The organism is Alsobacter sp. R-9 (genome assembly GCF_054612375.1).
In genome coordinates this window covers 77,751-103,786 of the sequence record NZ_JBTSWJ010000002.1, presented here as the reverse complement: position 1 = coordinate 103,786, position 26,036 = coordinate 77,751, and the positions used below count along the sequence as shown (strand labels likewise).

Genomic DNA, 26,036 nt, shown 5'->3' with positions numbered 1-26,036 from the left:
GAGCATGACCGACGCCCTCTCGCTCTCCCTCGCCGAGGCGCGCGACGCGCTGAAGTCGAAGCGCCTCTCCGCCACCGAGATGACGCGCGCCTTCCTCGACGCCATGGAGAAGGCCCGCGCCCTCAACGCCTACGTGCTGGAGACGCCCGACCAGGCGCTCGCCATGGCGGCGGAGTCCGACGCGCGCCTCGCTCGCGGCGAGGCCCGCCCGCTCGAGGGCCTCGCTCTCGGCATCAAGGACCTCTACGCGACGAAGGGCGTGCGCACGACAGCGTGCTCAAACATCCTCGGCAACTTCGTGCCGGCCTACGAATCGACCGTCACCTCCCAGTTGTGGCGGGACGGCGCGGTGATGCTCGGCAAGCTGAACAACGACGAGTTCGCCATGGGCTCGTCCAACGAGACGTCGGCCTTCGGCACCGTGACCTCGCCCTGGCGCCGGCAGGGCTCCAACACCCCGCTCGTGCCGGGCGGCTCCTCGGGCGGCTCTGCCGCCGCCGTTGCCGCAAGACTGTGCCTCGGCGCCACGGCCACGGACACCGGCGGCTCCATCCGCCAGCCGGCGGCCTTCACCGGCACCGTCGGCATCAAGCCGACCTATGGACGCTGCTCGCGCTGGGGCATCGTCGCCTTCGCCTCCTCGCTCGACCAGGCAGGGCCGATCGCGCGCACGGTGCGCGACAACGCCATCCTGCTGCGGTCCATGGCGGGCCACGACCCCAAGGACACGACCAGCGTCGACCTGCCCGTGCCGGACTACGAGGCCGCCGTCGGGCGCTCCATCAAGGGCATGCGCATCGGCATCCCGAAGGAGTACCGCGTCGCCGGCATGCCGGCGGAGATCGAGGCGCTCTGGGAGAAGGGCGCCAGGTGGCTGCGCGATGCCGGCGCCGACATCGTCGAGGTGTCGCTCCCGCACACCAAGTACGCCCTGCCCGCCTACTACATCGTCGCGCCTGCCGAGGCGTCGTCCAACCTCGCCCGCTATGACGGCGTGCGCTATGGCCTGCGCGTGCCGGGCAAGGACATCGTCGAGCAGTACGAGAAGACCCGCGCCGCCGGCTTCGGCAAGGAGGTGCGCCGGCGCGTCATGATCGGCACCTACGTGCTCTCGGCCGGCTACTACGACGCCTATTACGTCCGCGCGCAGAAGATCCGCACGCTGATCAAGAAGGACTTCGAGGACGTCTATGCCGCCGGCGTCGACGCCATCCTCACACCCGCGACCCCGTCGGCCGCTTTCGGCATCGGCGAGAAGGGAGGCGCGGACCCGGTGGAGATGTACCTCAACGACGTCTTCACGGTGACGGTGAACATGGCCGGCCTGCCCGGCATCGCCGTTCCCGCCGGCTTCTCCTCGGAAGGCCTGCCCCTCGGACTGCAGCTGATCGGGCGCGCCTTCGACGAGGAGACGCTGTTCTCCGTCGCCGAGGTGATCGAGCAGGCAGCGGGCCGCGTGACGCTGCCGGAGGCGTGGTGGGCCTGAGCCGGCCGGCGGGCCCGACGAACCCGCCAGCGGACACCTGACGCCCCCTCCCCGCCCCGAGCCCGCCATGCCCCCGCATTTCTGGTCCGACCTCGCACCGTTCCGCTTCGTCATCCTGTTCGCCTTCATCGACCCCGTGGTTGTCGCCCTGGGGCTGTGGATGGGCTGGCGGGCCGACCAGAAGGCGAAGATCGTGCTCGCCGGCCTCGCGGCGGGCCTCGCCGGCGTCGTCATCACCTTTCTCGTCCGCTTCGTCGGGCTCTCGTGGTTCGAGGGAGGCTACGCCTTCGGCGGAGCCCACGCCTTCTTCCGGGTCCTGGCGGGCGTTCTCTGGGCGGCCGTGGGCTACGCGGCAGCGCGGGCCCTGCGTCGCGGCTGAGGGTGCCGCAGGGCGCGTCCGCGCGAGCCGGCGCGAGGATCCAGCCCGCTGCCCGGGGACCGCACCGCTTCCTTGACATTCGCCCGCCGATGCGTAGTTTGCGCGCCACGCGAAGGCCGGTCCCCGGACCGGCCGTCTTGCTTATGGAATCACGAACTGCGGACGCCGCTTTGGCGGCAGGCCCCTGAAGGAACACCGCCATGGCGAAGGCGACCACCATCAAGATCAAGCTCGTGTCGTCGGCCGACACCGGGTACTTCTACGTGACGAAGAAGAATTCGCGCACGATGACGGACAAGCTGTCGAAGAAGAAGTACGACCCCGTCGCCAAGAAGCACGTCGAGTTCAAGGAAGCCAAGATCAAGTGATCGGTGGCTGATCCGCGCTCCGAACGAAGCCGCCTCCGGGCGGCTTTTTCGTGTCCGGTGCCCCGCGGCGAAAACCGCACCGTGCAGCGGTGGAGAACGATCCGGCCGCAACGGACGACACACCCCCTGGACGGCTCCCGCGAGCCGCATCCGAAGGCTCGAGACTCGGCGCGGATTCGTCCCCGCCCTCCTGGCGAGGCTTGCATCGGCCCGCACCCTCCCGGGCCTATCAAGCACCTGTCGGATGTTGCGATCAGAGCGGGTAAAAATTAAGGCCGCACGTTAAACGTGCGGCCTCAATCGAGGAGGTGGTGGCCGGCCGGAAGCGACCTGCGAGGAGGCCACTCCGGCCGCTTCCGAGCCGGCCGAACCCCACGGGACCCAGGAGATGCGGCGGACCTGAGCATCCGTAGGGTATTCATGTGAAGGGTCTGAATTCGCCCGACGTTTTCGGCGGACATCGCCGCGTCCCTTCGATGACTGGACACTAACAAAGCCCTGCCCCGAGTCCAACCGACTCGTGCAGACTTCCAGCCTTTACTCGGCATTAAGGTAAAATTGAGGACAAATAAGGTTTACGCCGCGAGCGGCTTAACCATCACCCTGTTGCGACCGCCGGACTTCGCTTCGTAGAGCGCCTCGTCCGCCCGCTTCAGGAGCGACTGCGGGGTCTCGTCCAGCGCGTCCACCGTCGCGACGCCGATGGACACCGTCACGGGGATGCTCGTGTGCCCGCCATGGACGCGGAACGGCTCGCCCTGCACCCTTTCCCGAATCCGCTCGGCCGCCAGCCGCGCCGTTTCGAGCGGCGTGTCCGGCATGAGCACCACCACCTCCTCGCCCCCGAAGCGGGCGACAAGGTCGACAGTGCGCAGGCTGCGGCGCACGCGCTGCGCGAACTCCCGCAGCACGTCGTCGCCCGCATCGTGGCCATAGGTGTCGTTGATCGCCTTGAAGCGGTCGACGTCCAGAACCATCACGGACAGCGGACGCCCCCGGTCGAGCGCCTCGTCCACGAGCGTGGCGAAGTGGCTGTCGAGATACCGCCGGTTGTGGAGGCCCGTGAGCGGATCCACGATGGCGAGTTCGATCGAGGCGTGGACGCTGTCGCGCAGCCGATCCGCGTAGCGCTTCCGGCGCACCTGCGTCCGCACGCGGGCGAGCAATTCGTTCCGGTCGATCGGCCGGACCAGATAGTCGTTCACGCCGAGATCGAGGCCACGCAGCACCCGGGGCGTGTCGTCCTGCTCGGCGAGGATCAGGATCGACACGTTGCGCGTGCGGTCGAGTGACCGGAGCTGGCTGCAGATGCGCAGCCCGTCGTAACCGGCGAGGTCGACACTGACGATCACCAGGTCGGGCGCCTCGTCCGCGGCGGCGAAGAGGACCCGCTGGGGATCGGCCTCGACCGTCACGGCGTGCTGGGACGAGAGCGTGGACACCATGCGCTCCACGGAACTTGCCCGGTCATCGACCACCAGCACGCGGCCACCGAGGCCGCTGTCCGAGGCGGCCTCGACAAGGGGATCGGCGAAGCCGAGCTCGCGGGACGTGAGGGCCCTGCTCCTCAGCTCGTCCGTTACCGACTTCAGGCGCACGAGGCTGCGGACGCGGGCGAGGAGCGCGATCTCGTTGATCGGCTTGGTCAGGAAGTCGTCCGCGCCGGCGTCCAGCCCCTTGAGGCGATCGCTGGGCTGGTCGAGCGCCGTGACCATGACGACGGGGATGTGGGCCGTCAGCGGATCGGCCTTCAGCCGCCGCGTCAGCTCGAAGCCGTCCATGCCCGGCATCATCACGTCGGTCAGGACGATGTCGCACTGCCCCTGTCGGCAGACGGAGATGGCCTCCGCGCCGCTCATGGCGGTGACGACGTCGAAGTACTCGGCCGTCAGCCACGCCTCGAGGAGCTTCAGATTGGTGACGATGTCGTCGACGACGAGGATGCGGGCGGTCATGGCGTGCGCTCCGTCAGGCGTCGCCGACGTAGTTGCGCACCGTCTCCAGGAACTTCGAGACCGAGATCGGCTTCGACAGGTACGCCTCGCACCCCTTGCGGCGGATGCGCTCCTCGTCGCCCTTCATCGCGAACGCGGTGATGGCGATGATCGGGATGGCCTTGAGGTCGTCGTCGCTCTTGATCCACTCCGTGACGTCCTCGCCGGACACCTCGGGAAGCTGGATGTCCATGAGGATCAGGTCCGGCGTGTGCCGGCGGGCGAGTTCGATCGCCTCCACGCCGCTCGACGTCTTCAGGGTCGCATAGCCGTGCGCCTCGAGAAGATCGTTGAAGAGCTTCATGTTGAGCTCATTGTCTTCGACGATGAGCACCTTCTTCGGCATCGGCCAGGTCCTTCTCGCGCCGCTCGGGGCTGCAGCCTGCCCTGCCCGCCATCGTCACCGCGCGACGTCGGGGTTATAACAGTTACACGTTGACGAAACACAAACCCGACGGGAGACGGCGCGTGAACAAAAGGGGGGCGGGACAGGCCGAATCCGAAGCCATCGCCGTCGAGGCCCTTGGTTTTCTGGCTTCCGATGCAGAACGGCTCGACCGCTTCCTGGCCCTGACGGGCCTGTCGCCCGAGACGATTCGCGCGGCGGCGGGCACACCGGGCTTCCTCGCCGCCGTGCTGGATCACCTCGCGCAGGACGAATCGCTGCTCGTCGCGTTCGCGGCGAATGCCGGCCGGAACCCGCAGGCGGTGCTGGACGCGCAGGCGCGTCTTGCCGGCCCGCTCGCCCACGGACTGCGGGAGGGCTAGGGAGCGCATGACCGTCGAGGCGCCCGGAGCCGAGGCCGCCGGCGGCAGCACGCCCACCCCGGCGCCGTTCTGCCGCGACTGCCTCAAGGAGGGCTCGGCCGCCCTCTCGCGCTGCCCCCATTGCGGCTCCCCTCGCCTCCTCCGCCATCCTGAACGCGGCGAGCTCTCGATCGCGCACATCGACTGCGACGCCTTCTTCGCCGCCGTGGAGAAGAGGGACGATCCCTCGCTGGTCGACAAGCCCGTGATCGTGGGGGGCGGACGGAGGGGGGTCGTCTCGACGGCGTGCTACATCGCCCGCACCTACGGCGTGCGCTCGGCCATGCCGATGTTCAAGGCGCTGAAGGCGTGTCCCGACGCCGTCGTGATCAAGCCGAACATGGAGAAGTACGCCACCGTCGGCCGGCAGATCCGCCAGATGATGCGCGACCTGACCCCGCTGGTGGAGCCGCTCTCCATCGACGAGGCGTTCCTCGACCTCGAGGGGACGCGCCGGCTCCACGGTGCAAGCGCGGACGTCGTCCTCGCCCGCTTCGCCAGGAAGGTCGAGGACGAGCTCGCCCTCACGGTGTCGGTGGGCCTTTCCTACAACAAGTTCCTCGCCAAGATCGCGTCGGACCTCGACAAGCCGCGCGGTTTCGCGGTGATCGGCCGCGCGGAGGTGGTGTCGTTCCTCGCGGACAAGCCCGTCGGCATCATTCCGGGCGTCGGCCGGGTCACCCAGGAGCGGCTGGCGCGTGACGGCATCCGCACGGTCGGCGACATCCAGCGACGCGACGAGGCCGAGATGGCCCGACGATACGGCGAGGAGGGGCTGCGCCTTGCGCGGCTCGCCTTCGGCCGGGACAGCCGGCGCGTGGAGCCGGAGCGGGACACCAAGAGCATCTCGGCCGAGACGACCTTCAACGAGGACATCGGCGGCCTGGACACGCTGCTGCCGATCCTTCTGCAGCTCAGCGAGAAGGTCGCGCTGCGGCTGCGACGGGCGGATTTCGCCGCCCGCGGAATCACCCTGAAGCTGAAGACCGCCGACTTCCGCACCCGGACACGGGCGCGGTCGGGCTTTCCGCCGACCCAGCTGTCCTCGCGCATCTACGAGATCGGGCGGGAGCTCCTCGCCGCGGAGATCGACGGGACGCGCTTCAGGCTGATCGGGATCGGTGCCTCCGATCTCGCTCCCGCCGAGGAGGCCGATCGGGGCGACCTCGTCGATACGGGCTCCGCCCGTCACGCGACGATGGAACGGGCCATCGACCGGCTGCGCGAGCGGTTCGGCAGCGACGCCGTCCAGCGCGGGCTCGTCTTCGGCGCGCGGCAGGCAAAGGCGAAGGAGCGCGACGCCGACTGACCCAGATGCCTGCGCATCACTTGTCGCAGGGGTTCGCCTTGAGAGTCTCAAGCCGGGTCATGTCGCCCTTGAGGGCGAACTCGCCGTAGTCGAGCTTCAGCTTGCGGGACACGCCGTTGTCCAGAAGCTCGAAGGAGACGACGTAGACCGGCGTCTGGTTGGACGCGCCCGGCTCGAAATAGCTGATCGAGACCGGCCAGCGGGGCACCTTGTCCCAGCCCGCAGCCTTCAGCGGTTCCTCGACCGCCTCGGCGCCTTCCGCAACGGGCTTTCCGATGACGGCGAAGGTCTCGTAGTACTTCACGCCCTTCTCGGACCCGTCATAGACGTTGGCGGAGAACGTCGTCTCGCCAGCCCGCGCCGCCTCGATCACGGCCTTGATGTGGGCGGTGGGAAAGAGCGCCTCGGTCAGGTCGAGAGACTTCTTCTCGGGCTTGCGCAGCGTCACCTTGATGGCGCCCGCCTTGCGCTCGGCGGTACCGTCCGTTTCGTCGGTATCGCCGGACGCATCGCGGTTCTGCGTGTTGAAGCGAAGCGTGCCTCCGTCGCCGTCCTCGAAGGTGGTCGATCGCGTGGCGGTGACGCGCGTGCCGATGTCCCCTCCGGACAGTTCGACGACCTGACCGAACGTCTGGGCGTAGCCCTCGCACGCACTCCCGGTGAACTCGTAGAGGATGCGCCCTCGCGCCCCCTCAATGGTCTTGCTCGTCGCACCGTCGGCCAGCGACAGCTCGTAGACGGCCCGGTGGGAGGCCAGCGACACCTGCTGCCCCGCCAGCGCCGGCACGGCGGCGAACACCGCGACTGCTGCGACGAGGGTGACGAACGGCGCAGATCGCATGGATGACTCCCGGGGGCGGCCCCTTGCCGCTTCGGAAAGATTAGGGCTCCCGGAGGACGGCGACAATGCGGCGGCATCGCCGGCCCTCACCCGGACCGTCTTGCCGCCGCCGGGCCGATGCGCGACAACGGTCGGCGCGCCCGCCGCGGCGCCCGTTCCGTCCGCTTCCCTCCGAGGATTCCCATGAGCATCGACGCCAAGCTCGCCGAACTCGGCATCACGCTGCCTTCTCCCGTGCCGCCGGTGGCCAACTACGTGCCCTTCGTGCGCACGGGCTCCCTGCTCGTCATCTCCGGCCAGCTGTGCCTCGGCGCCGACGGAAAGCTGGCGCCGGAACACAAGGGAAAGCTCGGCGCAGAGGTCTCGGCCGAGATGGGCTACGCGGCCGCGCGCCTGTGCGCCATCAACCTGCTTGCCCAGGCCCGCCTGGCACTCGGCAATCTCGATTCGATCCATCGCTGCGTGCGCCTCGGCGGGTTCATGAACTGCGTCCCGACCTACGCGACGATCCCCGCCGTGATGAACGGCGCGTCCGACCTCATGGTCGCGGTCCTCGGCGACAAGGGCCGGCACGCCCGCACGACAGTGGGCGTCGCCGAACTCCCGATGGACGCGGTCGTCGAGGTCGAAGCCATGTTCGAGGTGGCCTGATGCCGACCCCCGCCTGGCTGACGGCGAGGCCCATCGCCCATCGCGGCCTGCATGTCCGGGACAAGGGCGTCATCGAGAACACCGTCGGCGCAGCCCGTGCCGCCATCGAGCGCGGGTTCGCCATTGAGTGCGACGTGCAGCTCACCCGCGACCTCGAGGCCGTGGTGTTCCACGACTTCGGGCTCGAGCGCCTGACCGAGGGCACCGGGAAGGTCGTCGATAAGACCGCGGCCGAGCTCGCTGCCATCCCGATGAAGGGCACGGCCGACCGGATCACCCCGCTCGCCGACTTCCTCGCCGTCCTCGCCGGCCGCGTCCCGCTCGTCTGCGAGATCAAGAGCGCGTTCGACGGCGACCTGCGCCTCGCCCGCCGCACGGCCGAGGTCGTGAAGGCTTATGCCGGGCCCGTGGCGCTGAAGTCTTTCGATCCGGACGTGGTCTCGGCTCTGCGCGATCTCGCCCCGCACCATCCCCGCGGCTTCGTGGGCGAGAACGACTACCACGACAAGGACTGGTCACACCTCTCCCAGCGCCGTCGCCAGGAACTGCGGAATCTCCTGCTCTACGAGAGCATGAAGCCGGATTTCCTCTCGTGGCAGGTGAAGGATCTCGACACGGCGGTCCCCTTCCTGGCGCGCAAGGCCATCGGCCTTCCCGTCATGACGTGGACGGTCCGCACGCCCGAGCACCGGGCGCTGGCGGCGACGCACGCCGACCAGATGGTCTTCGAGGGCTTCGTGCCCTGATGGTGTCCAGGGGGAGCCGGCGCCTCCGGGTCTGGCCGGCTCCTGCCCATCACAGCCGGCGCGGGCTGATCGTTCCGTCTGCGCGCAGCGGTTGCGAATTCAGCCCGTCTTGCCGAACTCCTCCATGATCGCAGCCGCGTACTTGATCCCCTTGATGTAGCTCTCGACGGTGATGTTCTCGTCGGGCGCGTGGAGATTGGCGCCGGGGTTGGCGAAGCCCGTCAGCACGCACGGGATCCAGACGTGGCGCAGGATCGTGCCTTCGGCGGAGACGCCGTTCACGATGGGCACCTCGCCATACACCTTGGTCGCCGCCGCGATGATCGCCTGCGCCATGCTCTCGCGCACCGAGATCTTGTAGGGCGGCTCGGCGTTCATGCGGTACTGCACCTCGAGGTGCCCGAAGCCGTGCTTCACGAGGTGGGCCTTGAGCCGCTCGATCGCCTTGTCGGGCTGGATGTTCGGGATCAGGCGGAAATCCATCTTCACCCGTGCCTCGTTGGGCACGATGGTCTTCATGCCGGGTCCCGTGTAGCCGGCGACGAGGCCCTGGATGTTGGCGGTCGGCTCGTAGGTGCGCGCGCGGATGGCCTCGACGCCGTCGCGGCCCAGCGCGAACTCCTTGATCCCCCACTCGTCGCGCATGTCCTGCAGGTTCACGCGCTTCGCCTTGTCGACGAGTTCCTGCTCGTCGTCGGCGTCGAGCTCGTAGAGCCCCTCGTACCAGCCCTCGATGAGGATCCGCCGGTTCTCGTCCATGATGGTGTTGAGCGCCCGCACGATGTCCCAGGCCGGGCTCGGCAGCAGCGGGAAGTTCAGCGAGTGGACGTCCGACTTGGCGCCGCGCGCGATGAGCTCGACGAAGAGCACCGACTTCAGGCCGAGGTCGATGTCGGGCAGCAGCGTCGAGGTGTCGACCGATCCGTCGAGGCAGTGCATGCCGTCGGCCTCTAGGAGCTGCTTGTTCTTCTCCACCCACGGCCCGAGATGGAGCGAGCCGATCTCCTCCTCTCCCTCGATGATGAACTTGAGGTTCACCGGCAGTTCGCCGCGCACCGCGAGGAACGCCTTGGCGGCCTTGTTGAAGGCCAGCACGCCGGACTTGTTGTCGGTCGCCCCGCGCCCGTAGAGCACACCGTCGACGATGGCGCCCGACCATGGCCCGCCGTGGCTCCACGCCTCGATGGGCTCCGGCGGCTGCACGTCATAGTGCGAGTAGCAGAGCATCGTCTTCTTCGAGCGCGGCGTCGTCATGTGGCCGACGATGATCGGCGGCCCGCCGTCGAGCTCGTGCCGGTGCGCGTCGAGCCCGTCGCGCTTCATCTGGCGCAGCACCAGTTCGCAGCACTCCTCGAGCCCGACCTTCTGGGCCGAGATGCTCGGCTGGCGCACCAGCTCCTGCAGGTCGGCGATCGCCTCCCCGGCGTGCGCGTCGATCCAGTCGTAGATGTCCTGCATGGGGTCTGCGGCCATGGTTTCAGCCCGTGGTCTGCAGGCGCGGGTCGAGGAAGTCCCTCAGCCAGTCGCCCAGGATGTTGAAGGAGAGGACGGTCGCCATGATGGCGACGCCCGGGAAGATCGCCAGCCACCAGCGCCCGGCCAGCAGCTGCTCGCGGCTCTCGGCCAGCATCCCGCCCCAGGTGGGAACCGTCGGCGGAACGCCGAGCCCGAGGAAGGACAGCGCCGCCTCCGACAGGATGACGCTCGCCACGTTGAACGACGCGATCACGGTGAGCGGCGCGAGAATGTTGGGCAGGATGGTCTGGAAGAGGATCGTCGAGGTGCGCGCGCCCAGCGCCCGGGCCGCGTCGACGTATTCCTTCTCGCGTTGCGCGATGGTCTGCCCGCGCGCGATGCGGGCATAGGTCACCCACTGCCCGATGCCGAGGATGATGATCAGGTTCCAAACCCCCGGCCCCAGCACGATCAGGAACATGATCGCGAGGAGCACGAAGGGAAAGGCGAGCTGGATATCCGCCACCCGCATGATGACGTCGTCGATCCACCCCCCGAAATAGCCGGCGACGAGGCCGAGGACCGTTCCGAGGATGCCGCCGATCACCACGGCGGCGAGGCCCACCACCACGGAAATGCGCGCGCCATAGATGAGCCGGGACAGAACGTCGCGTCCCAGCGCGTCGGTGCCGAGCACGTACTCGACGTTCCCCTGCCGATCCAGGGCCATCGGCGGCTTGAGCCGCGCCATGATGGCCTGCCGGTTGGGGTCGCGCGGCGCGAAGGACGGGCCGACTGCCGCCGCGACCCCAACGATGGCGAGGATGATGAGCGCCAGCACCGGCCAGCGCGCGCGCAGGAGGCTTCGCCAGGCGCGCCGGGCCATGCGGCGCCGGTTCTCGCGGACGCCGTCGACGATGTCGGAGGTCGCGGTTGATGCGGCAAGGGGTTCGGAGGTCACGGCCACGGCCTCCTCACGTGAGCCTGATGCGCGGGTCGAGCCGCGCGTAGATGAGATCGACGACGAGATTGAGCGTCACGAAGGTGATGGCGAACACCACCACCGCCGCCTGCACCAGCGGGATGTCGCGCTGGTTGATAGCGTTGAAGACGAGGCGTCCGAGGCCCGGCCATGAGAAGATGGTCTCGACCACGACGACACCCGACAGCATGAAGCCGAACTCGAGGCCGATCATGGTCACCACCGGCAACCAGGCATTGCGAAGGGCATGGCCGACGACGACGTCGCCCTCGGCGAGCCCCTTGGCGCGCGCCGTGCGGATGAAATCCTGCCCCAGCACCTCGAGCATCGAGGATCGGACGAGGCGGGCATTCCGCGAGATGGAGAAGAACGCCACCGTCAGCGCCGGCATGATGACATAGGTGAGCGCCTCGGGAATGTTGCGGAACGCCTTGGCGAACTCGCCGGCGAGCAGCGGTTCCAGCACGGGGACGTGTCCCGAGATCGGCAGCCAGCCGAGGCCCAGGCCGATGAAGAGGATCATCATGATTCCGAGCCAGAAGCTCGGCATGGATTGTCCGAGCATGGCGAGCGTCATGATGCCGCCGTCGATGGCGGTCCCGCGCTTCAGCGCCGCGAGGATGCCGAGGGGCACGGCGACCGCGATGGCGAGGACGATGGCGACCAGCGTCAGCTCGACCGTCGCCGGGAAATGCAGGGCGATGACGTCGAGCGCCGAGGTCTTGTAGGTCAGCGAGTCGCCCAGGTCGCCGCGCAGGAGGCCCAGCACGAAGGTCAGGTACTGCTCCGGAAGCGGCCGGTCGAAGCCGAGCTTGGCACGCGTCTGAGCGATCTCCTCGGCGGTCGCCCGTTCGCTGACATAGAGGAAGGTGGGATCTCCCCCCAGATGCAGCGCGAAGAAGGTGATCACCGTCACCCCGATGATGACGAAGACGCTCTGGATCAGCCGTCGGCCGACATAGGTCCACATGCGGGTGTCTCGCGAGGCGAAATGCGGCCGCCGCGGAGTGATCCGCGGAGCCGCGAGCGGGCCATGGCCGCCGACGCCCTGCGCCGGCGGCCCGGGCTCCGTCGGGTTACTTCAGCTTCGCCTCGTTGATGTAGATCTTCTCGTCGCGGCGGGGCTTCCAGTCGATGCGCGTGCTCACGCCGTAGAAGTCGGGCTGGAAGTACATCAGCAGCCACGGCCCCTTCTCGTAGAAGACCTTCAGCATGCGGTTGATGGTCTTGCGCTGCTCCTCGAGCGGCTTCTTGGTGGCGAGCTCGGCCCAGCCCGAGAAGAAGTCGGGATCATCCCAGTTGGTGTAGTTCGTGCCGGCCGACGGGGTCGACAGGTCGGCCATGTCGTAGAGCGCGTTCCACGTGCCGCCGCCCGAGCCGAGCAGGAACATCGGGCCGGCTTCCTTCTTGCGGATGAGCGGGGTGTAGACCGAGGCCCACTCCATCAGCTCGACCTTGGTCTTCACGCCGACGTCGGTGAGGTACTGGCCCACGGCGAGCGCCACGTTGGCGTCGTTGAGATAGCGGCCGCGCGGGGACTGCAGCGTGATCTCGAAGCGCACGCCGTCCTTCTTCGGATAGCCCGCCTCGTCGAGCAGCTTCTCGGCCATCTTCGGATCGAAGGGATACGGCTGCAGCTCGGGGTTGTCGTTCGGCGGGTTCACGAGGCCCGTGGCCCGCTTGCAGGTCGTGTTGAGCAGCTGCTCGCAGATCGCCGGCACGTCGACCGCATACTGCAGCGCGCGGCGCACGGCCGGGTTCTGGATCGCCTTGCCGCCGGGGGTGTTGGCGAAAATGTCCTTCTGGTTGAAGCCGATGTAGATGCGGCGGGTGCCGCTCACCGGCGCGACCTTCGCCTTGGTGCTCTTGTTGACCGTGGCGATCTGGTCGGGCGCGACGTTGGTGATGATGTCGACGTTGCCGGCCAGAAGCTCGGCCGTGCGGGTCGACGCCTCCGGAATGACGCGCCAGACCACCTTGTCGAAGTTGGCGGGCCGCAGCTTGAAGCCCGGGACCTTCTCGATGACGATCCTGTCGGAACGGACCCACTCGACGAACTTGTACGGCCCGGAGCCTATCGGCTTCTGCGCCGCCTGCTCCTTGGTCATCTTCTCGTAGCTGTCCTTGCAGTGGATGTAGACCTCCGCGACCATGCCGAGCGCGATCGGGTTGTACTTCGCGATCGAGATCTCGGCGGTCAGGTCGTCGACCACGCGGGCGTCCTTGTAGCCCAGCGACGAGAACACGAAGCCCGGCGTGTTGCCCGTGAACTTCATGTTCGGGTCGGCGGCGCGCTTGAACGAGTAGACGACGTCCTCCGCCGTCAGCGCCTCGCCGTCGTGGCAGGTCAGGCCGGAGTTGAGCTTGAAGGTCAGCTTCGTGCCGTCCTCGGACTCCGTGTAGGACTCCGCGAGGTAGGGCACGATCTTGCCCTCTTCGGTGATCTGGAAGAGCGTGCCGAAGATGTGCTGCGCAATGTTGGCGGTGTCGCGCGAGCTGATGTCGTCGGGGTCGAGCGTGCTGGCATCCGTGCCGTAGCCGATCACCAGCGTGTTGGCGCTCGGGGCCTGGGCCAGGGCGATGGCCGGCACCGCCGCGACGCCGGCCAGCATGGCCGCCAGCCGGGTGATCGAGCCTGTCCTGCGCGTCATGGAGACGTCTCCGTGCGTTGCGGGGGAGGAGTGGATCGGCGGCTGCGGCACCCCCTCTGCGCCGTGCCGGCCGTTGCCGTCATGCCGCGGAGCGGTCCCGGAAATCCGTCGCCGACCCCTTGTGCATTGTTATACATTTCTACAGTCTAATAGCCGTTGGCTCCGCTTTGCAATGCGGGACCGCGCTCGTTCCCTGAGTGCTGACGGACAGGACCCAGCGTGACCACGGACAGACTTCCTGCGCCCGGTGGCGAAGCAAGCGCCTTGCCAGAACGATCTGCTGACCCACACGAAATCGAGACCGTGACCGTCGACGTCGAGGCGCTGCAGGCATTTGCCCGTGCCGCCTTCCGGGCGATGGGGTTGAGCGACGAACAGTCGCAGCTCACCGCCCACGCCCTCGTCTACAGCGAACTGCGTTTTCATCCCGGCCAGGGCCAGGGCGTGCGCCGCCTGCGCGCCTACCGCGATCGCCTTGCGGCAGGCGTCATCGATCCAAACTCTGCGTTCGAGATCGTGAAGGAAAGCCCGGCGCTGGCCCTCGTCGATGCGCACAACGGGCTGGGCAGCGTCACCGGCATCAGGGCCATGCGTCTCGCCGTCGCCAAGGCGAGGCAATGCGGCATCGGCACGGTGGTCGTGCGCGGCAGCACGCACTACGGCTCATCGGCGGTGCATGCGCACCAGGCCGTCGATGCCGGCTGCATCGGCGTCGCCTTCACCAACGCGGGTCCCGAGATGGCCGCGTGGGGCGGAGCCACCCCGATGGTCGGCACCAACCCCTGGTCGATCGGCGCGCCGGGCGGGCGCGGCTTCCCGGTGATTCTCGACATCGCCCTCACCACCGCCGGCAAGGGCATGATGCGCTGGCACGAGCGCGAGGGGCGGCCCATGCCGCTCGACTGGGCACTCACCCCCGAGGGCCACGAAACCGACGATCCGGCGGCGGCCATGCAGGGCGCCCTCCTCGGGATCGGCCAGTACAAGGGCTACGGCCTGTCGCTGATGACGGACGTGATGACGGGCGTCCTGTCCGGCGGCGCCTTCGGCCGCGCGCCCTACTCCGATCCCGGCCGTCAGGACGTCGCGCACACCTTCGTCGCGCTCGACATCGGCTGGTTCATGCCCCTGGCGGACTTCGAGGCCCGGATGGCCCGGCTCATCGACGACATCCGCACGAGCCGCCTGCGCCCCGGCTTCCGGGAGGTGCTCGTGCCGGGGGAACTGGAACATCGGCGCGAGACGGAGAAGCGGTCCCGCGGCGTCCCTCTCGACCGGCTCGTCTACGAGGACCTCGAGGCGTTGGCGCGGGACCTGCAGGTGCCCTTTTCCCTGAAGAGGGAGGCAGCATGATCCCGGGATCGCCCGTCGCTGCGGCTCCGCCGGCGCTCACCCGCCCGTTCTATGAGCGCGTGCAGGCGAAACTCCGGGCAACGATGGCGCGTGAGGGCGTCGACGGGCTTTTGATGCTCGGCACAGGGAACGTCGTCTACGCCACAGGCTTCTTCCACTCGGCCAACGAACGGCCGATCGGGGCCTATGTTCCGGTCGATGGCGACCCCGTGCTGTTCGTCCCGCTCCTGGAGAAGGAGAACGCCGAGGCGGGCTGGATCCGCGACGTCCGGACCTATGAGGAGTTTCCCGGCGTCGTGCACCCCGTGCTCTGGATGATCGGCGCGTGCGGAGCGCGGCGTCTCGCGGTCGACACCCTGCCCGTCCGCCTTGTGGAGGCGGCGCGCGACGGGCTCGAGCGCCTCCATGTGACCGACATGGTCGAGCGCCAGCGCTTCGTGAAGGAGCCGGAGGAACTGGCTCTCGCCCGGTGCGCGGCCGCCTACGCCGACCTGTGCCTCGAGGCGATCCTCGCCGACACGGCCGCGATCGTCCGGGACGGCGGGACGGAACTCGACATCCTGTCCCATGGCGTCGGCGTCGCCTCAGCCGCGCTCAAGCGGGACCACGGCGTTGCCTTCGGCCACACCAAGTTCCACGTCGTGGGCACGGTCCATACGGGGCCCCGCGGCGCCCTCCCCCACGGCAAGACGATGGCGCGCAGGCCTGAGCCGGGCGACACGATGATCGCCGGCATCGGCGCCTCGCTGGGCGGCTACCATGCCGAGAGCGGCGCGACCTTCGTGCTGGGCGAGCCCACCGCCGACCAGCGCCGCTGCATGGACGCCATGCAGGCCTGCAACGACGCCGCCATCGCCGCGCTCCGGCCGGGCGTCGCCTGCACCGCCGTCAACGACGCCGCCCTCGGCGAGATCCGGAAGGCCGGATTCGGCGATGCGATTCGCCACCGCATCGGCCATGGCATGGGCATCGAGGGCCACGAGGCGCCGTGGCTGGCGCCGGGCGACGACACGCGCGTCGAGGTGGGCATGGTGTTCTCCAACGAGCCCGGCCTCTACCGGCCGGGGATCGACGGCTGGCGCACGATCAATACGATGATCGTCGGCGAGGATGGCGTCGAACTGCCGAGCCGGTTCCTGTCCGACCATCCGTGGGAGCAGAGGGTGATCGTGCTGTGAGCGGGGCCGTGGCCCGAGCGAGCGAGACCGTCCAGGCGCAGGTCGGGGCGACCGCGGCGCCGCTGCTCGCCATGCGGGACCTCCAGACGCATTTCCGGACGGAGGACGGCGTCGTCAAGGCGGTCGACGGCGTCAGCTTCCACGTCGGGCGTGGCGAGACGGTCGCCGTCGTCGGGGAATCGGGTTCCGGCAAGTCCGTGACGAGCCTGTCGATCATGCGGCTGATCCCACCGCCCGGCGCCATCGTCGGCGGGTCCATCACGTTTGATGGCCGCGACCTCCTCGCCATGTCCGGCGCGGAGATCAGGGCGGTGCGCGGCAACGAGATCGGCATGATCTTCCAGGAGCCGATGACGAGCCTCAATCCGGTGAAGACCATCGGCGACCAGATCGCCGAGGCCGTCGCCCTGCACCAGAAGAAGGACAAGCGCGCCGCGCGCGAGGTCGCGGTCGAGATGCTCGACCTCGTCGGCATCCCCGACCCCCGCCGTCGCATCGACAACTACCCGCACCAAATGTCGGGCGGCATGCGCCAGCGCGCGATGATCGCCATGGCGCTCTGCTGCCGGCCCAAGCTGCTCATCGCCGACGAGCCGACGACCGCGCTGGACGTGACGATCCAGGCCCAGATCCTCGACCTGATGCGCAAGCTCCAGCGCGAGCTCGGCATGTCGATCCTCTTCATCACCCATGACCTCGGGGTCGTGGCGGAAATGGCGGACCGGGTCGTCGTGATGTATGCGGGCCGCGTCGTCGAGGAGGGGGACGTCCGCGACATCTTCGCCCGACCGCGCATGCCCTACACGCGGGCGTTGATGAACTCGATCCCGCGCCTCGACCGCGCGGGCGAGCGCCGGCGGCTCGAGAGCATCCCCGGGACCGTGCCCAATCTGTTGCGCCCACCGCCCGGCTGTGCCTTCGCGCCGCGCTGCTCGTTCGCTTCGGACGTTTGCACGATGGCCATCCCGCCGCTCGAGGACAGCGGCGGCGGCCACATGGTCCGCTGCGCGCGTTGGCGCGCCATCGCCTCGGAGACGGTCCCCGCATGAGCGCCGCCCTCGCCCCGACGCCCGGACCGGCCGAGCCGCTCCTCTCCGTCCGCAACCTCGTCAAGGAGTTCCCCGTCCACGGCGGCCTCATTTCACGCGTCGTGGCGCAGGTGAAGGCCGTCCAGGACGTGTCCTTCGACATCGGCGCCGGGCAGGTCCTCGGCCTCGTCGGGGAATCCGGCTCGGGCAAGACCACGGTCGGCCGCTCCATCCTGCGGCTGATCGAGCCGACCTCCGGCTCCGTCCTGTTCGGTGGCGTCGAGGTGACGACGCTGGCTCCGGAGGACATGCGCCGGATGCGCCGGCAGATGCAGATCGTCTTCCAGGACCCCTTCGCCTCGCTCAACCCCCGCATGACCGTGGGCGAGATCGTCGGCCAGGCCATCGACATCCACGGTCTCGCCAAGGGCCGGGAGCGCGAGGAGCGCATCGCCGACCTCCTCGTGAGGGTCGGACTCGCCCCGGCCCACGCGCGGCGCTACCCGCACGAGTTCTCCGGCGGCCAGCGCCAGCGCATCGGCATCGCCCGGGCGCTCGCCGTGAAGCCCTCGTTTCTCGTCGCCGACGAGCCGGTCTCCGCGCTCGACGTCTCGATCCGGGCCCAGGTGGTCAACCTGCTCGAGGACCTGAAGCAGGAGTTCGGCCTGACCCTGCTCTTCATCGCCCACGACCTCGGGATCGTGGAGTACATCTCCGACCGCGTCGCGGTGATGTATCTCGGCCGGATCATGGAGATCGCCTCAGCCCGCGACCTCTACACGAACCCCCGGCATCCCTACACGCAGGCCTTGCTGTCCGCCGTCCCGATCCCGGACCCGACCATCCGGCGCGAGCGCGTGATCCTGCAGGGCGACATCCCCTCCCCGCTCAACCCGCCGTCGGGCTGTGTCTTCCGCACGCGCTGCCCGGTGGCAACGAAGGAGTGCGGCGAGGTCGTGCCGCCGCTCACGGAGCGTGGCGCGGGTCACCTGGCGGCGTGCATCCGGCAATAGCCTCGGCCCCGGAGGGCTTCACGGATGGGAGCGCGCCCATTGTGGGCGCGTTCTTTTTCAGCACCGCGATGCAGAAAGGTACCGGCCAGCTTCGCTCCCGTCAGAGCGACACCCACCGCCGCTCGCGGCTCGATTGCGCGACCGCGTCAAGCACCAGCTGGTTGCGCCAGCCGTCCCAGAAGGTCGCGCCCTCGCGGACGGGCCGCTTCTCGCGGATCGCGGCGGCGAGCTCGCGCATGACCCCGACCACCGACACGTTCCAGATCCCCGGGTTCAGCCCGGGGAGCGAGGCGTTCGGATCCTCCACCTGCACCTCCTCGAAGGCCGCCCCCGGCTTGCCGAGCAGCAGCTTCTCGCCGGTGTTGTGGAGCAGGATCGTGCCTTCGCTGCCGAAGATCTGCGTCGTGTTGTCGAGACCGTGGCGGGCGACCGCGCTGATCAGGATCTGGACGAGCGGTCCGGAGGCCATCTCCAACGTGAAGGTGCAGAAATCGTCGGCATCGGCCGTCCAGGCCTCGCCCGTGGCCTTGTCGACGCGGTTGGGGACCATCGTGCGCATCAGGCCGTCGACGGCGCCGACCTCGCCGAACCACCAGCGGACGAGATCGACCTGGTGCGATCCGTTGGCACCGAGGCGCCCGCCGCCCTGGCTGGCGAGCGACCACCAGTCGCCCTTGGCGCGGGACGCGGGATCACCCCAGGCAGGGACGACGTTCGAGATCGCCACGTGCCGCACGGCGCCGATGGCGCCGGCATCGATCAGCGACTTCACCTTCCTCCGGTTCGGATTGAACCGCAGCTCATGGTCGATCATGTGGACACGCCCGAGCGTCTCGGCCCGGTCCAGCATGGCGCGGGCCTCGGCCGCGTTCATGGCGGTCGGCTTCTCGCACAGCACGTGGGCGCCGGCATCGAGGGCCGCCAGCGTCATCTCGGCGTGCGTCACCGTCGGCGTGGCGATGCAGACGAGGTCCAGCCGGTGGTGGTTCAGCATGTGGCGCCAGTCGTCGTAGGCGTGCGGCACGCCGAAGGCCTTGGCGGCCGCCTCGGCGCTGGCGAGGCGCGCGCTGGCCACGGCGACGACCTCCGCCCCCTCCACGTGGCGCAGCGCTGGCAGGTAAGCCGCCTTGGCGAAGCTCGCCCCGATGATCCCGACCTTCATGGTGTCCTCCCTCAACCGCCCCGAATTGTGCCTGCACTGCGGCCCGGGGCTACGACGACGTTAGGCGACAAGCTCCCGGCACCCGGTTCGGCTATGGCCGAGCAGACGCGGACGCAGCGGCGACGGGCCGCTCATGCCGACGTCGCGGCAACGGGCGCCACGGCGTGCGGGAGTAGTACCGGGACTTCCGCGGCCCGCCAGCAGGCCACGGCGGGCGCGCCCTCTGCCAGGGCGACGAGCGGTGGATCCTCCCGCCGGCAGCGATCCTGCGCCACCGGGCACCGCGTCTGGAACCGGCATCCGGGGGGCGGATCGAGGGGGCTCGGCACGTCGCCCTGCAGGATGATCCGCCGCCGCTTCCGCTCGATGCGCGGATCGGGAACCGGCACGGCGGACAGCAAAGCCCGGGTGTAGGGATGATGCGGGTCGGCATAGAGCGGGCGGCGGTCGCCGATCTCCACGATCCGCCCGAGATACATCACCGCCACCCGGTCGCTGATGTGGCGCACGACGTTGAGGCCGTGGGCGATGAAGAGGTAGGTGAGGCCCAGCTGCCGCTGGAGGTCCTGCAGCAGGTTCATCACCTGCGCCTGGATCGAGACGTCGAGGGCCGAGACGGGCTCGTCGCAGACGATCAGGTCCGGCTCGCAGGCGAGCGCCCGGGCGATGCCGACACGCTGGCGCTGCCCGCCGGAGAACTCGTGCGGATAGCGGGCCGCATAGGCCGGATCGAGGCCGACGAGCCCGAGAAGCTCCCGGACCCGCTCCTTCACCGCCGCATCGCCCTGCCTCAGGCCGTGGAGGCGGATCGGCTCGGCGAGCGCCTCCCCGATGCTCATGCGCGGGTTGAGGCTGGCATAGGGGTCCTGGAAGATCATCTGGATCCGCCGGCGCACCTGCCGCAGTGCCTCCGGGTCCAGCGTCGCGAGGTCCGTCCCGTCGAACAGGATCGTGCCGGCCGTCGGCTCGACGAGCCGCAGGATGGCGCGCCCCACGGTCGACTTGCCGCAGCCGCTCTCCCCCACGAGTCCGAGCGTCGTGCCGCGCTCGATCGAGAACGAAACCCCGTCGACCGCCTTCACGGTGCCGACGCGCCGCTCGAGGATGAATCCCTTGGTCACGGGGAAGTGGACCTCGAGCCCACGCACGTCGAGGAGCGGCCTGGCGGTCATTGCCCCGCTCATGCCTCGGCCTCCAGCGCCACTTCCGGATCGAACCAGCACGCGACGCGATGGCTTGGGCCCGCCTCCCTCAGGGCAGGCACCGCGGTACGGCACGGCTCGCCGGCGTACCGGCACCGGGGCAGGAAGCTGCAGCGCCCTGCGCCCGGGGAGCCGGCCGGGGGCAGGCCCGGGATCGGCACGAGGCGCGTGTCCTCGGGGCGGTCGAGCCGCGGCACGGACTGGAGGAGCCCCATCGTGTAGGGCATGCGCGGCGTCTCGAAGATCGACTCCGTCGGCCCCTCCTCCACGATGCGCCCAGCGTACATCACGTTCACCCGGTCGGCCATCCCCGCCACGACCCCGAGATCGTGGGTGATGAGGATCAGCGCCATCCCGAGTTCAGCCTGCAGCGACCGCAGCAGGTCGAGGATCTGGGCCTGGATCGTCACGTCGAGCGCCGTGGTGGGTTCATCGGCGATGAGGAGGCGCGGACCGCACGCGACGGCCATCGCGATCATGACGCGCTGCCGCATGCCGCCCGAGAAGCGGTGGGGATAGTCGTCGAGGCGGCTCTCGGCCGCGGGGATGCCGACCAGCGACAACAGTTCCGCCGCGCGGCGGCGCGACTGGGTCGGCGTGAGGCCGAGATGAACCTCCATCACCTCTGTCAGCTGCCGGCCCACGGTGAGCACCGGGTTCAGCGAGGTCATGGGGTCCTGGAACACCATGGCGATGCCGTGCCCGCGCAGGGAGCGCATGGCCTCCGCGGGAACCGTGCGCAGGTCCTGCCCCTCGAACAGGATCCGCCCCGTCGGGATGCGCCCCGGCGGGCGGATCAGCCCCATGACGGCCAGCGCGGTCACGGACTTGCCCGACCCGGATTCACCGACGATCCCGAGCGTCTCGCCGCGATCGAGCGAGAACGAGACGCCATCCACTGCCCGCACGAGGTCGCCCTGCGACGCGAACGTCACGGACAGGTCCTCGACCTCGAGAAGCGCGCTCATTCCGCTGCCTCGCCGACGGGCTCGAGCACCAGGCGCCCGAGAGCCGCCTCCATCGGGGTCCGGGCGATTGGGCCGAACTCGTTCTCGAAACGGGCCGGCGAGACGAAGGCCCGGACGTCGGCTTCGAGCAGGGCGACGTCGGCGAGCTTAGGATCGTCGACCCAGCGGGCGGAGATGCCGGCCGCCTCCAGCATCTCGACGATGGCGGCGAAGGGCACCCGTGGCCCCACGACGTGGTAGAGCGGGTGGCCGACGGCGTAGGCTGTCGCGACACGGGCCACGGCGGCCCCGAGATCATCGCCGTCGAGCCAGTCGCGTACGATCGCCCCGCCATGCACCTTGGCCGTGCGTCCCTTCCGACCCGCAGCCACCAGGCGAGCGATCGAACTGGTCCGGCCGCGCTTGGGCGTCTTGCGCTCATGCCGCCCGAACACGGAGCCCAGCCGGAGGCTGGTCGCCGAGATGCCGGTCAGTTCGCCCCAGCGGCGCACGAGGTCCTCCCCGGCCCGCTTGGAGATACCGTAGAGGTTCGACGGGCGGGGATCGACCGTCTCGGCGCAGGGCTCGTCCACCGACACGCCGGGGCCGAACACGCCGGTCGACGACAGGAAGATCACCCGCCTGACGCCGGGCACGACGCCCGCGACGTCGAGCATGTTGGCGAGCCCGCCGAGATTGACGTCCATGACCCGCATCGGCGACGCGCGCTCCTGCGCCGGGGTCGGCGTGACGGCCGCTGCGTGGACGATCACGGCAGGCTGGTGCCGCCAGACGAGCCCGGCCACGGCTGCCCGGTCCGTCACGTCCACCGCGGCCGGGATCAGTCGCCGGCCAAGTCCCCTCCAGACCTGGCGCGCGACAGGATCAGGCGCCTCCGCGTCCGCGGCCACGATGGGAGAATCGGGAAAGGCGGCGGCCAGCGCCTCGATGAGATGGCAGCCGACGAAGCCCGCCGCACCGGTGACGAGCACCGTCATGACGCCGGCCCCGCGAGGTCGGAGAGGCCTTGACGGTCCATGAACTCCGACAGCGACACCCGACGGCCGGTGTCGTCGCTCTCGATGGCGGCGAAGCAGAGCGCCAGCGTGCGCAGGTGGTCGCGTCCGTCGCAGGGTGGCGGCGTCCCGTCCCGCATGGCGGCGATGAAGGCGTCGAGAAGATGCGCCGTGTCGTCGAAGAACGGCTTCTCGTCGGCGATCGGCACCGGCGTCAGCGCCGCGTCACCCGTCGTCGCCGCGGCGAGGTCGGCAAAGAGCTCGCGCTGGACGATGACGCCGCCGGCACAATCCGTGCGCCACTCGAAGCGCATCTCGTTCCAGCCGCCCGTCCACGTCCCCAGGTAGTTTACCTCCATGCCTCCCTCCATCGTCAGCAGGCAGGAGACGTTCGCGGCATGGGCGTACATGGACCACGACGGGTTCCAGGTCCGGCACGTGACCGCCTCCACCTCCCGGCCATAGGCGAACCGGATGAGGTCGAGGTGATGCACGCTCTGTTCCAGCATCATCGGGTGGCGCATGGTCAGAGGATACTTGTTGAGCCCCGGCCGCATGCCGTCGCGGTTTCGCTGGTAGGTGAACTGCCCGAAGCCGGGCTCGCCGTAGACGCGGCGCGCGACGAGGTCGCGGATCGCCTGCGTGACGGGCAGGTACCGGAAGTTGAGCCCCACCGTCAGCGGCAACCCGTGCTGTTCGGCCAGCCGCACGATCTCCGCGGAATCCGCGAGCGTCGTGGCCAGCGGCTTCTCGGCGAGAAGCGGCAGCCCGGCGGCGAAGATCCGCCGGGCCTGGTCGAGATGGCCGTCCGGCGGCGTCACGAGCAGCGCCGCGTCGTAGCCGCCCGCCGCGAGCGCCTCGTCGAGGGACGAGAAGCCCCTCGGACCCGGATGGCGGGCGGCGAAGGCCTCCAGCCGCGCCGGATCGAGATCCATGACCCCGGAGATCTCCACATGGGGCTTCGAGGCGACGATGTCGGCCCACATGCCGCCGCGGTTGCCGAGCCCGATCTGGAGAAGCCGGAAGGTCATGGTGCGTCAGCCTAGGCGAAGATGCGGGACTTCGCCGCGTGGAGACGGGCCACCGCCTCGCGGATGCGCTCGACCGGCTGCAGCAGGCTGAGGCGGATGTAGCGGTCGTCCTTGTCCCCGAACAGCGTGCCGGGGAAGACGAGGACCCGCGCCTCCTTGAGCAGCCGCTCGCAGAAGTCCGGCGCCGCGCGTCCGCTCTTCTCGACATTGGCGTAGACGTAGAACGCGCCGCCGGGATGCCCGTACGTGAAGCCGAGCTCGTCGAGGGCCTCCATCATGTAGGCTCGGCGCTCGGCATAGGCGCGCACCATGGCGTCGACCGGCTCCTGCGGCCCTGTCAGCGCGGCGAGTGCAGCCCACTGGGCCGGGGTGTTGGCGTTGATCGAGAGCGTGTGCCGAGGCTCCGTCAGGCGGGCCACGACCGGCGCTGGCGCGGCGACGTAGCCGACACGCCAGCCCGTCATGGCGTACGACTTCGAGAAGCCGTTCATCGTGATGGTGCGCTCCTTCATCCCCGGCAAGGTGCCGATGGAGAGGTGCTCGCTGCCCTCGAAGATGATGCGCGCATAGATCTCGTCCGAGATCACGACAATGTCGCGGCGCTTGCAGATCTCGGCGATCTCGCGCACCGCGGACGGCGGCGTGACGGCTCCGGTCGGGTTGTTGGGCGTGATGAGGACCAGGACCTTCGTGCGCGGCGTGATGCGCTTCTCGATCTCGGCCGGAACCAGCGCGAAGTCGGACGCCTCGACCGTCGGCACGTCGACGCAGACGCCGCCGCACATCTCCACCGCCGTGTCGTAGGAGGTGAAGCGCGGGGTCGGCATCAGCACCTCGTCGCCCTCGTCGATGAGGGCGAGCATGCACAGCATGACTGCTTCCTGCGTGCCCGCGGTGACGACGACCTCGTCGGCGCCGTAGTCGAGCCCGTTCTCCTTGCGGAGCGTGTCGGCGATTGCCTGGCGCAGCTGCGGCAGGCCGGCCGGAAGCGTGTAGTGGTGCTGGTTCTCGTCGATCGCCTTCTTGGCCGCCTCGACGATGTGCTTCGGCGTGTGGAAGTCCGGGTCGCCGCGACCCATGGCGATGACGTCGGGCAGGCCCGCCGCCATGGCGAGCATCTTGGTGCGGTAGCTCTCGTCGTGAGCGCGGATGCGCTTCGACAGGGACCGCATCAGCCGGGGAGAAGTCTCGTTCATCGTCAGATCATCCGCTTGCCTTCGAGGAAGGTCATCCGGACCTTCGCGATGTCGTCGAGGTCGACGAGCGGGTTGCCGTCGACGACGATCACGTCGGCGAACATGCCGTCCTGCAGCGTCCCGACCTGCTTGAGCTTGTTGATGCCCGCCGCCACCACCGTGGCGCTGCGGATCGCATCGTAGGCGTCCTTCTTCACGCCCACCTTGACCATGAACTTGAGTTCCGGCGCGATGACGTCATGGGCGACGGCCGGGCTGCCGCAGTCGGTGCCGAAGGCGATTGTCACGCCGGCCTTGGCCGCGTTGACGAGGCCTTCGTAGCGCTTGGGGTCGGCCACCGCCTTCTGCCGCTCCGCGATTTTCCACTCGGGAATGTTGAACTTGCGCGCAATCTCCGGCTGGCTCTGCACCACCACGGGCGCGAAGGTCGTGACAATGGGTACGTTCTTCTCCTTGAGAAGCCCGATCGTCTCCTCGCTCATCGAGCCGCCGTGCTCGACGACGTCGATGCCGAAGCGCACCACGCGGTTGATGCAGGCGTCGTAGGTTGCGTGCGCCGTGATCGGCAGCCGGTTGCGGTGGCTCTCGTCGATCACCGCCTCGAGTTCCGCGTCGGTGAACTCGAGCGTGTCGTGGCAGGCCATGATCTTGATGAGGTCGGCCCCGCCCCTCACCTGCTCGCGCACGGCCCGGCGCATCTCGTCCGGCCCGCTGGCCTCGCGGCAGCACCAGTAGGTGTGGCCGCCCGTCTGCACGATCGCCTGGCCGCAGACGAGCAGGCGCGGGCCGGGGAAGATGCCCTGCGCGACGGCCTGCTTGGCGAAGAGGTTCGTGCGGTTCACGCCCAGGTCGCGGAAGGTGGTGACGCCCGCCTTCAGGTTGATGAGCATGTTGCTGGCGCACTTGTAGGCGGCGATCTCCGGCGGATCGTCCATCGACTGGGCGGCGAGGTCGTGGATGCCGTCCCAGGCGAGGTGCCCGTGGCTCTGGATGAGCCCGGGCAGGATCGTGCCGCCCGTCTCGATCACACGCGCCGCCGTGGCGCCGAGGTCCGAGACCCTGCCGACCCGCTTGATCGCCTTGCCCTCGATCTCGACGAAGCCGTTCTCGATCACCTCGTCGCCCACGCAGGTCAGCACGCGGCCGACGAGCACGACGTGCTCGGGCGCGATGTCGACCATGGGCCGGATGATCTTCTGGAACCGCCAGGGCGCCTGTTCGGGCATCGTGTCCTCCCTCGT

Annotated in this window: 25 protein-coding genes; 11 read left to right on the top strand and 14 right to left on the bottom strand. The window is 69.1% G+C overall.

All coding sequences use genetic code 11. The features are described from left to right. Positions 1–4 precede the first annotated feature (4 nt). The 3 genes from gatA to rpmG all read left to right on the top strand — a co-directional run bounded on the left by gatA (position 5) and on the right by rpmG (position 2,233). A complete protein-coding gene (gene gatA / locus ACX9GQ_RS03160) occupies positions 5–1,486 on the top strand; it encodes an Asp-tRNA(Asn)/Glu-tRNA(Gln) amidotransferase subunit GatA (RefSeq protein ID WP_459628086.1) in 1,482 nt (493 codons plus the stop codon). Between the two features lie 67 nt (positions 1,487–1,553). Then, positions 1,554–1,865: a hypothetical protein gene (locus ACX9GQ_RS03155; protein WP_459628085.1), complete on the top strand. Its 312-nt coding sequence runs from the start codon at positions 1,554–1,556 to the stop codon at positions 1,863–1,865. Between the two features lie 200 nt (positions 1,866–2,065). Then, complete coding sequence (rpmG, locus tag ACX9GQ_RS03150) at positions 2,066–2,233, top strand: 50S ribosomal protein L33 (protein ID WP_459628084.1); 168 nt, start codon at positions 2,066–2,068, stop codon at positions 2,231–2,233. 575 nt (positions 2,234–2,808) lie between these two features. Here the strand turns inward: rpmG and ACX9GQ_RS03145 are convergent. Together ACX9GQ_RS03145 and ACX9GQ_RS03140 are read right to left on the bottom strand one after the other, a co-directional pair. Continuing rightward, positions 2,809–4,188 (bottom strand): PleD family two-component system response regulator, encoded by a 1,380-nt coding sequence (locus ACX9GQ_RS03145; RefSeq protein ID WP_459628083.1) that lies wholly within the window; start codon positions 4,186–4,188, stop codon positions 2,809–2,811. A 13-nt stretch (positions 4,189–4,201) separates the two neighbouring features. Then, positions 4,202–4,573 carry a response regulator gene (locus tag ACX9GQ_RS03140; RefSeq protein ID WP_459628082.1) on the bottom strand — a complete coding sequence of 124 codons (372 nt, stop codon included), beginning with the start codon at positions 4,571–4,573 and terminating at the stop codon, positions 4,202–4,204. A 122-nt stretch (positions 4,574–4,695) separates the two neighbouring features. Here ACX9GQ_RS03140 and ACX9GQ_RS03135 point away from each other — a divergent pair, with 122 nt between their 5' ends. After that, positions 4,696–4,995, top strand: a complete 300-nt coding sequence (locus ACX9GQ_RS03135) for a DUF3572 domain-containing protein (protein ID WP_459628081.1) — start codon at positions 4,696–4,698, stop codon at positions 4,993–4,995. A gap of 7 nt (positions 4,996–5,002) precedes the next feature. Further along, positions 5,003–6,343, top strand: a complete 1,341-nt coding sequence (locus ACX9GQ_RS03130) for a DNA polymerase IV (RefSeq protein WP_459628080.1) — start codon at positions 5,003–5,005, stop codon at positions 6,341–6,343. A gap of 16 nt (positions 6,344–6,359) precedes the next feature. Here ACX9GQ_RS03130 and ACX9GQ_RS03125 read toward each other — a convergent pair whose 3' ends face one another. Further along, a complete protein-coding gene (locus ACX9GQ_RS03125) occupies positions 6,360–7,184 on the bottom strand; it encodes a cell envelope integrity EipB family protein (RefSeq protein WP_459628079.1) in 825 nt (274 codons plus the stop codon). A gap of 183 nt (positions 7,185–7,367) precedes the next feature. Here ACX9GQ_RS03125 and ACX9GQ_RS03120 point away from each other — a divergent pair, with 183 nt between their 5' ends. Both ACX9GQ_RS03120 and ACX9GQ_RS03115 read left to right on the top strand, forming a co-directional pair. Continuing rightward, positions 7,368–7,835: a RidA family protein gene (locus tag ACX9GQ_RS03120; RefSeq protein WP_459628078.1), complete on the top strand. Its 468-nt coding sequence runs from the start codon at positions 7,368–7,370 to the stop codon at positions 7,833–7,835. Beyond that, positions 7,835–8,581 (top strand): glycerophosphodiester phosphodiesterase family protein, encoded by a 747-nt coding sequence (locus tag ACX9GQ_RS03115; protein WP_459628077.1) that lies wholly within the window; start codon positions 7,835–7,837, stop codon positions 8,579–8,581. Before ACX9GQ_RS03120 ends, ACX9GQ_RS03115 begins: the two co-directional genes overlap by 1 nt. A 99-nt stretch (positions 8,582–8,680) precedes the next feature. Here ACX9GQ_RS03115 and ACX9GQ_RS03110 read toward each other — a convergent pair whose 3' ends face one another. The 4 genes from ACX9GQ_RS03110 to ACX9GQ_RS03095 form a co-directional block, all read right to left on the bottom strand. Next, complete coding sequence (locus ACX9GQ_RS03110) at positions 8,681–10,054, bottom strand: M20/M25/M40 family metallo-hydrolase (protein ID WP_459628076.1); 1,374 nt, start codon at positions 10,052–10,054, stop codon at positions 8,681–8,683. A gap of 4 nt (positions 10,055–10,058) precedes the next feature. Further along, complete coding sequence (locus tag ACX9GQ_RS03105) at positions 10,059–10,997, bottom strand: ABC transporter permease (RefSeq protein ID WP_459628075.1); 939 nt, start codon at positions 10,995–10,997, stop codon at positions 10,059–10,061. Positions 10,998–11,010: 13 nt separating this feature from the next. Then, positions 11,011–11,988, bottom strand: a complete 978-nt coding sequence (locus tag ACX9GQ_RS03100) for an ABC transporter permease (RefSeq protein ID WP_459628074.1) — start codon at positions 11,986–11,988, stop codon at positions 11,011–11,013. A gap of 106 nt (positions 11,989–12,094) precedes the next feature. Beyond that, positions 12,095–13,669: an ABC transporter substrate-binding protein gene (locus tag ACX9GQ_RS03095; protein ID WP_459628073.1), complete on the bottom strand. Its 1,575-nt coding sequence runs from the start codon at positions 13,667–13,669 to the stop codon at positions 12,095–12,097. A 303-nt stretch (positions 13,670–13,972) separates the two neighbouring features. On the opposite strand from ACX9GQ_RS03095, the gene ACX9GQ_RS03090 reads away from it, so the two are divergent. The 4 genes from ACX9GQ_RS03090 (at position 13,973) to ACX9GQ_RS03075 (ending at position 18,241) form a co-directional block, all read left to right on the top strand. Further along, positions 13,973–15,022 (top strand): Ldh family oxidoreductase, encoded by a 1,050-nt coding sequence (locus ACX9GQ_RS03090; protein WP_459628072.1) that lies wholly within the window; start codon positions 13,973–13,975, stop codon positions 15,020–15,022. After that, on the top strand, positions 15,019–16,200 hold the full coding sequence (locus tag ACX9GQ_RS03085; RefSeq protein ID WP_459628071.1) for a M24 family metallopeptidase: 1,182 nt from the start codon (positions 15,019–15,021) through the stop codon (positions 16,198–16,200). Before ACX9GQ_RS03090 ends, ACX9GQ_RS03085 begins: the two co-directional genes overlap by 4 nt. 71 nt (positions 16,201–16,271) lie before the next feature. Continuing rightward, complete coding sequence (locus ACX9GQ_RS03080) at positions 16,272–17,249, top strand: ABC transporter ATP-binding protein (RefSeq protein ID WP_459628526.1); 978 nt, start codon at positions 16,272–16,274, stop codon at positions 17,247–17,249. Beyond that, the gene (locus ACX9GQ_RS03075; RefSeq protein ID WP_459628070.1) at positions 17,246–18,241 is read left to right on the top strand and encodes an ABC transporter ATP-binding protein; all 996 of its coding nucleotides are present in this window, start codon (positions 17,246–17,248) and stop codon (positions 18,239–18,241) included. The genes ACX9GQ_RS03080 and ACX9GQ_RS03075 overlap by 4 nt, the downstream gene beginning before the upstream one ends. A gap of 100 nt (positions 18,242–18,341) precedes the next feature. Here the strand turns inward: ACX9GQ_RS03075 and ACX9GQ_RS03070 are convergent, their stop codons facing one another. The 7 genes from ACX9GQ_RS03070 to ACX9GQ_RS03040 form a co-directional block, all read right to left on the bottom strand. Next, positions 18,342–19,403, bottom strand: coding sequence for a Gfo/Idh/MocA family protein (locus ACX9GQ_RS03070; protein ID WP_459628069.1), 1,062 nt, complete (start codon positions 19,401–19,403; stop codon positions 18,342–18,344). Between the two features lie 131 nt (positions 19,404–19,534). Next, positions 19,535–20,575 carry an ABC transporter ATP-binding protein gene (locus tag ACX9GQ_RS03065; protein ID WP_459628068.1) on the bottom strand — a complete coding sequence of 347 codons (1,041 nt, stop codon included), beginning with the start codon at positions 20,573–20,575 and terminating at the stop codon, positions 19,535–19,537. A gap of 8 nt (positions 20,576–20,583) precedes the next feature. Then, entirely contained in the window at positions 20,584–21,573 is a 990-nt protein-coding gene (locus tag ACX9GQ_RS03060; RefSeq protein ID WP_459628067.1) for an ABC transporter ATP-binding protein, read from the bottom strand. Continuing rightward, positions 21,570–22,550 carry an NAD-dependent epimerase/dehydratase family protein gene (locus ACX9GQ_RS03055; RefSeq protein ID WP_459628066.1) on the bottom strand — a complete coding sequence of 327 codons (981 nt, stop codon included), beginning with the start codon at positions 22,548–22,550 and terminating at the stop codon, positions 21,570–21,572. Before ACX9GQ_RS03055 ends, ACX9GQ_RS03060 begins: the two co-directional genes overlap by 4 nt. Next, positions 22,547–23,599, bottom strand: coding sequence for a Gfo/Idh/MocA family protein (locus ACX9GQ_RS03050; protein WP_459628065.1), 1,053 nt, complete (start codon positions 23,597–23,599; stop codon positions 22,547–22,549). Before ACX9GQ_RS03050 ends, ACX9GQ_RS03055 begins: the two co-directional genes overlap by 4 nt. Before the next feature lie 11 nt (positions 23,600–23,610). Continuing rightward, positions 23,611–24,795: a pyridoxal phosphate-dependent aminotransferase gene (locus ACX9GQ_RS03045; RefSeq protein ID WP_459628064.1), complete on the bottom strand. Its 1,185-nt coding sequence runs from the start codon at positions 24,793–24,795 to the stop codon at positions 23,611–23,613. Between the two features lie 2 nt (positions 24,796–24,797). Further along, the gene (locus ACX9GQ_RS03040; RefSeq protein ID WP_459628063.1) at positions 24,798–26,021 is read right to left on the bottom strand and encodes an amidohydrolase family protein; all 1,224 of its coding nucleotides are present in this window, start codon (positions 26,019–26,021) and stop codon (positions 24,798–24,800) included. Positions 26,022–26,036: the final 15 nt, after the last annotated feature.

What these genes read in the sequence shown, in the direction of transcription:
- gatA (WP_459628086.1), top strand. Translation starts at nt 5, where the DNA reads ATGACCGACGCCCTCTCGCTCTCCCTCGCCGAGGCGCGCGACGCGCTG.
- ACX9GQ_RS03155 (WP_459628085.1), top strand. Translation starts at nt 1,554, where the DNA reads ATGCCCCCGCATTTCTGGTCCGACCTCGCACCGTTCCGCTTCGTCATC.
- rpmG (WP_459628084.1), top strand. Translation starts at nt 2,066, where the DNA reads ATGGCGAAGGCGACCACCATCAAGATCAAGCTCGTGTCGTCGGCCGAC.
- ACX9GQ_RS03145 (WP_459628083.1), bottom strand. Translation starts at nt 4,188, where the DNA reads ATGACCGCCCGCATCCTCGTCGTCGACGACATCGTCACCAATCTGAAG.
- ACX9GQ_RS03140 (WP_459628082.1), bottom strand. Translation starts at nt 4,573, where the DNA reads ATGCCGAAGAAGGTGCTCATCGTCGAAGACAATGAGCTCAACATGAAG.
- ACX9GQ_RS03130 (WP_459628080.1), top strand. Translation starts at nt 5,003, where the DNA reads ATGACCGTCGAGGCGCCCGGAGCCGAGGCCGCCGGCGGCAGCACGCCC.
- ACX9GQ_RS03125 (WP_459628079.1), bottom strand. Translation starts at nt 7,184, where the DNA reads ATGCGATCTGCGCCGTTCGTCACCCTCGTCGCAGCAGTCGCGGTGTTC.
- ACX9GQ_RS03120 (WP_459628078.1), top strand. Translation starts at nt 7,368, where the DNA reads ATGAGCATCGACGCCAAGCTCGCCGAACTCGGCATCACGCTGCCTTCT.
- ACX9GQ_RS03115 (WP_459628077.1), top strand. Translation starts at nt 7,835, where the DNA reads ATGCCGACCCCCGCCTGGCTGACGGCGAGGCCCATCGCCCATCGCGGC.
- ACX9GQ_RS03110 (WP_459628076.1), bottom strand. Translation starts at nt 10,054, where the DNA reads ATGGCCGCAGACCCCATGCAGGACATCTACGACTGGATCGACGCGCAC.
- ACX9GQ_RS03100 (WP_459628074.1), bottom strand. Translation starts at nt 11,988, where the DNA reads ATGTGGACCTATGTCGGCCGACGGCTGATCCAGAGCGTCTTCGTCATC.
- ACX9GQ_RS03095 (WP_459628073.1), bottom strand. Translation starts at nt 13,669, where the DNA reads ATGACGCGCAGGACAGGCTCGATCACCCGGCTGGCGGCCATGCTGGCC.
- ACX9GQ_RS03085 (WP_459628071.1), top strand. Translation starts at nt 15,019, where the DNA reads ATGATCCCGGGATCGCCCGTCGCTGCGGCTCCGCCGGCGCTCACCCGC.
- ACX9GQ_RS03080 (WP_459628526.1), top strand. Translation starts at nt 16,272, where the DNA reads ATGCGGGACCTCCAGACGCATTTCCGGACGGAGGACGGCGTCGTCAAG.
- ACX9GQ_RS03075 (WP_459628070.1), top strand. Translation starts at nt 17,246, where the DNA reads ATGAGCGCCGCCCTCGCCCCGACGCCCGGACCGGCCGAGCCGCTCCTC.
- ACX9GQ_RS03070 (WP_459628069.1), bottom strand. Translation starts at nt 19,403, where the DNA reads ATGAAGGTCGGGATCATCGGGGCGAGCTTCGCCAAGGCGGCTTACCTG.
- ACX9GQ_RS03065 (WP_459628068.1), bottom strand. Translation starts at nt 20,575, where the DNA reads ATGACCGCCAGGCCGCTCCTCGACGTGCGTGGGCTCGAGGTCCACTTC.
- ACX9GQ_RS03060 (WP_459628067.1), bottom strand. Translation starts at nt 21,573, where the DNA reads ATGAGCGCGCTTCTCGAGGTCGAGGACCTGTCCGTGACGTTCGCGTCG.
- ACX9GQ_RS03055 (WP_459628066.1), bottom strand. Translation starts at nt 22,550, where the DNA reads ATGACGGTGCTCGTCACCGGTGCGGCGGGCTTCGTCGGCTGCCATCTC.
- ACX9GQ_RS03050 (WP_459628065.1), bottom strand. Translation starts at nt 23,599, where the DNA reads ATGACCTTCCGGCTTCTCCAGATCGGGCTCGGCAACCGCGGCGGCATG.
- ACX9GQ_RS03045 (WP_459628064.1), bottom strand. Translation starts at nt 24,795, where the DNA reads ATGAACGAGACTTCTCCCCGGCTGATGCGGTCCCTGTCGAAGCGCATC.
- ACX9GQ_RS03040 (WP_459628063.1), bottom strand. Translation starts at nt 26,021, where the DNA reads ATGCCCGAACAGGCGCCCTGGCGGTTCCAGAAGATCATCCGGCCCATG.